This is a genomic window from Streptomyces sp. NPDC048484, from assembly GCF_040651415.1.
In the GTDB taxonomy this organism is placed as follows: Bacteria; Actinomycetota; Actinomycetes; order Streptomycetales; family Streptomycetaceae; genus Streptomyces.
In genome coordinates this window covers 1-4,006 of record NZ_JBEZJY010000114.1, presented here as the reverse complement: position 1 = coordinate 4,006, position 4,006 = coordinate 1, and the positions used below count along the sequence as shown (strand labels likewise).

The window sequence follows — 4,006 nt, the reverse complement described above, 5'->3', positions numbered from 1 at the left end:
TCGTCCACCTATGCGGATATCCGCATAGCTGGACCTATGCGGAGACCGCGACTATGCCGAAGCGGTGTGTGTTGTTCCGCTCCTTCGTGGGGTTTCGGCTGTTCGTGGCTCTGCATAGTTTCCGTGCCGGGCAGCCTCGTGAGCGAGGGGGCAGGGGGCTCCCGCGAGGGGGGTGGCGATGCCGTTCGGAAGTACGCGTCGGAAGGCGGGTGTCCTAACCGCACAGGTCGAGGGCTACCGGGCATGGCTGGCGGAGTACGGGTACACGACCCAGACCGCCAGGAACATGCTCAAGGATCTGGGGCAGGTCGGCCTGTGGCTTTCCAGGCAGGGCCTCGATGCCGCAGATCTGGACGAGAAGCGGGTGAGCCAACACCTTTCCGATCTCCAGCGAGCGGGTCGTCGCCGGGTGGCTGGGCCGCGCGGCATGGTCCCGCTGATGACGTACCTGCGTGAGGCCGGAGTGGTGCCAGCACGGCAGGTGACACCCACGCTGGCGGAGGATCTGCTGGAGCAGTACGGATGCTGGATGGAGTCCCAGCGTGGCCTGTCGGCGTCAACGATGCTGCGCTATGGGAACACCGCCCGGCGTTTCCTGGCCGAACAGGCAATGACTGACGGGGTGTTCGCGCCAGGCGGTCTGACGGGGGCGGATCTGAACGCGTTCTTGCTGCGGGAGTGCACCAGGGTCTCGGCGGGATCGGCGAAGGGGCGGGTGGCTGAACTGCGGTCGCTGATGAGGTTCCTTCACCTGCAAGGCATCATCCCGATGAAGCTCGGCGGTGCGGTGCCTCCGGTGGGCGGTTGGCGCTTCGCTTCCGTGCCGCCGACGATGGCGGCCAGCGACGTTCAGCGGTTGTTGGACCATACGCCGCGCGAAGGGACGGTCGGCGTCCGCGACTACGCGATCTTGATGCTGGTGGCCAGGCTCGGGCTGCGCTCGATCGAGGTGGCTCGGCTGCTGCTGGACGATGTGGACTGGCGCTGCGGCGAGATCGTGGTCCGGGGAAAGGGGCGCCGTGAGGACCGGCTCCCGCTGCCCGCCGACGTCGGCGAGGCCCTGGTTGCGTACTTGTCCGGCCCCAGAGCGCATCTGAAGGCCCGCCACGTGTTCTTGACCTGCAGGGCTCCGCGCGGGCCGATCCGGGCAGACCTGGTCGGCGACGTTGTGGAAAGGGCATGTCTGCGGGCCGGCTCTTCCAAGGTCGGGCCGCACCGGCTGCGTCATGCTCTGGCCGCCGACATGCTGCGTCACGGCGCCGGGCTCACCGCGATCGGGCAGGTGCTGCGTCATCAGGACCTGGCCACGACCGCGCTCTACGCGAAGGTCGACTTCGTCGCGTTGCGCGCGGTCGCCCAGCCCTGGCCCGGGTCGGAGGCGGCATGAGTGATCTTCACCAAGCACTCGGTGATTACCTGCGGCTCCGTCGTTCGCTGGGGCACCAGATGGTCGAAGCGGCGTATCTGCTGCCGGACTTCGTGAGCTTCATGGACAACCGCGGCGAACAGACCGTGACCGTCGCGGCCGCGCTGGACTGGGTGAAGGCCCGCGAGCCCGAGGTGATCACGACGGTCAGCCCTCGACGGATCACCGCCGTTCGCGGGTTCGCCCGCTATCTGAGCGGGATCGACCCGGCGACCGAGGTGCCACCGCTGGGACTGGTGCCCTACAACCAGCGCCGGGGCCAGATCTTCCTCTACTCCGACGCCGACATCGCAGCGATCATGGCCGCGGTCAAAGAGACGATCCCCCAGCCGTTGCGGGCAGCGACCTATCACACGCTGATCGGGCTGCTGGCAGCGTCCGGCCTGCGCATCGGAGAGGCAATCAAACTGGACCGCGACGACATCGACTGGGCTGAGGGCGTGCTGCACATCCGCGAGTCCAAGTTCGGCAAGTCTCGGCTGGTCCCGCTGAAGGACAGCGCCACGGGCGCGCTGCGCGAGTACGACAGGCTGCGCGAAAGGCTGAGGCCCAGGCCCAAGGACCCCGCGTTCTTCATCTCCCTCACCGCCAAGCGGCTGATCTACGCCTCCGTCCATCCGGTGTTCCGGACCCTGGTGGAGACTGCCGGCGTCGGACTCGACGCCCCGCACCGGCCGCGATTGCACGAACTGCGGCACACCTTCGCGGTTCGTACGCTGCTGCACTGGTATCGCACCGAGGACAACGTCCAGGCAAGGATCCCGTCACTGTCGACCTATATGGGACACCGCGAACCGGCCTGCACCTACTGGTATTTGTCGGCGGCCCCGGAATTGCTCGCGCTGGCCGCCGCCCGCCGCGACGGTGTTCGCCAGGCGGCCCGCGCATGACCCTGATCGCTCCCACCCTGCAGGCGTTCTTCACCGATCGGCTCGCCCGCCAGCGCCAGGCCAGCCCCCGCACCATCTCCGCCTACCGCGACGCGCTCCGCCTCCTGCTCGGCTTCGTCCAGCAGCGGACCGGGACCCCTCCGGCCAAGCTGGACTGGAACGACCTGAACTCGGACGTGATCTCCGCGTTCCTGAACCACCTGGAGGACGAGCGCGGCAACAGCACCAGAACCCGCAACGTCCGCCTGACCGCCATCCGCTCCCTGTTCTCCTACGCAGCCCTCCAGCATCCCGAACACGCCCTGCTCATCCAGCGCGTCCTCGACATCCCGCCGAAGCGGTTCGACAAGAGGACCGTCACGTTTCTGACCGGCCCGGAAGTCGATGCGCTGTTGGACGCGCCGGACCCGAAACGCTGGGAAGGAAGACGAGACAAGACCATGCTGGCGCTGGCCGTCCAGACCGGCCTGCGCGTTAGCGAACTCACCAGCCTCAACTGCACCGACATCACTCTGGGCGACGGCGCCGCCGTCCGCTGCGAGGGCAAGGGACGCAAACAGCGCACCGTCCCGCTCGACCGCCCCGTCCAGTACCTGCTGGGTTCCTGGCTGAACGAACGCACCGGCCACGGCGGTGACCCCTTGTTCTGCACCCGCACCGGGCGCCGCCTCAGCCGCGACGCCGTCGCCCAGCGCCTGAGCACCCACACGCGCACCGCCGCGCAAGCCTGCCCGTCCCTACTGGACAAGAGCATCCACCCGCACGTTCTGCGGCACAGCTGCGCGATGTCGCTGTTGCAGGCCGGTGTCGACACCACGGTGATCGCGCTCTGGCTCGGCCACGCCGGCGTCCGCTCCACCGACGCCTACGTCCACGCCGACATGACCATCAAGGAGAAGGCCCTCGCCCTCACCACACCGGTCACCGCCCGCCCGGGCCGCTATCAACCCACCGACAAGATCCTCGCCTTCCTCGACCGTCTGTGAGGCGTCAACGGCGCAAGCAGTCTTCGGGACGGAGGCCCAGCTCAACCGGCGCGGCAGGCTCCGATAGCCTGCGGCGGTGGCTGACGCTTCGTTGAAATTTCTGATCGACGCCGATCATGGGCAGTTCTATATCCAAGACCTTGAGCCCTATGACGCGTGGACGGCTGAGCCCGCGACGGACCCGGACCTGCCGCCAGCCGGCTGGACCGAGGACGCAGTCCAGGTTCATCGCATTGGGCTGGAACCACACTCGATCTCTGTCGGCACCGCTCGGGACGACATGGTCGAGTCGCTGATCACCGTTCATGCCGCCGCGCCGACGACGGAGCCGACTGCTGAGCACATCGTGGAAGCGGACCTGGAGACCCCGACCGGCCAACTCGCCATGTCCAGCCCCGGAGTCCTCCCGGAGGATGGGCCGAGCATGACCGTTCCCGCTGGGCTGTTGCGGGCCCGGGTCTCCTACGTCCCCACTGACCCACCGGCCGTCAACACCAACGGCGGCCCCGGCGATCACTTTCTCTACCGGATTGACCTCTGGCCCGCCAACCAGACAGGCGGGCTCGTCGTCCTCAAGCAGGGCCCGTACCCCTGGGCCGGATAGCGCCTACCCGCCGTCGACTATGCCGAGCACAACAGCCGCCGCGCAGCCCGCGATCACGCTTGCCGGCAGCCTTCTCGGCATAGTCGCGGTCTCGGCATAG

At 67.9% G+C, this 4,006-nt stretch carries 4 protein-coding genes; all 4 read left to right on the top strand.

Annotated elements, in window-relative coordinates:
• Positions 1–286 precede the first annotated feature (286 nt).
• Entirely contained in the window at positions 287–1,387 is a 1,101-nt protein-coding gene (locus tag AB0D14_RS44650; RefSeq protein ID WP_362791198.1) for a tyrosine-type recombinase/integrase, read from the top strand.
• Positions 1,384–2,316 (top strand): tyrosine-type recombinase/integrase, encoded by a 933-nt coding sequence (locus AB0D14_RS44645; RefSeq protein ID WP_362791195.1) that lies wholly within the window; start codon positions 1,384–1,386, stop codon positions 2,314–2,316. Before AB0D14_RS44650 ends, AB0D14_RS44645 begins: the two co-directional genes overlap by 4 nt.
• The gene (locus AB0D14_RS44640) at positions 2,313–3,302 is read left to right on the top strand and encodes a tyrosine-type recombinase/integrase (RefSeq protein WP_362791192.1); all 990 of its coding nucleotides are present in this window, start codon (positions 2,313–2,315) and stop codon (positions 3,300–3,302) included. Before AB0D14_RS44645 ends, AB0D14_RS44640 begins: the two co-directional genes overlap by 4 nt.
• 76 nt (positions 3,303–3,378) lie before the next feature.
• The gene (locus tag AB0D14_RS44635; protein WP_362791189.1) at positions 3,379–3,906 is read left to right on the top strand and encodes a hypothetical protein; all 528 of its coding nucleotides are present in this window, start codon (positions 3,379–3,381) and stop codon (positions 3,904–3,906) included.
• The last annotated feature ends 100 nt before the right edge of the window (positions 3,907–4,006 follow it).

What these genes read in the sequence shown, in the direction of transcription:
- AB0D14_RS44640 (WP_362791192.1), top strand. Translation starts at nt 2,313, where the DNA reads ATGACCCTGATCGCTCCCACCCTGCAGGCGTTCTTCACCGATCGGCTC.
- AB0D14_RS44645 (WP_362791195.1), top strand. Translation starts at nt 1,384, where the DNA reads ATGAGTGATCTTCACCAAGCACTCGGTGATTACCTGCGGCTCCGTCGT.
- AB0D14_RS44650 (WP_362791198.1), top strand. Translation starts at nt 287, where the DNA reads ATGCTCAAGGATCTGGGGCAGGTCGGCCTGTGGCTTTCCAGGCAGGGC.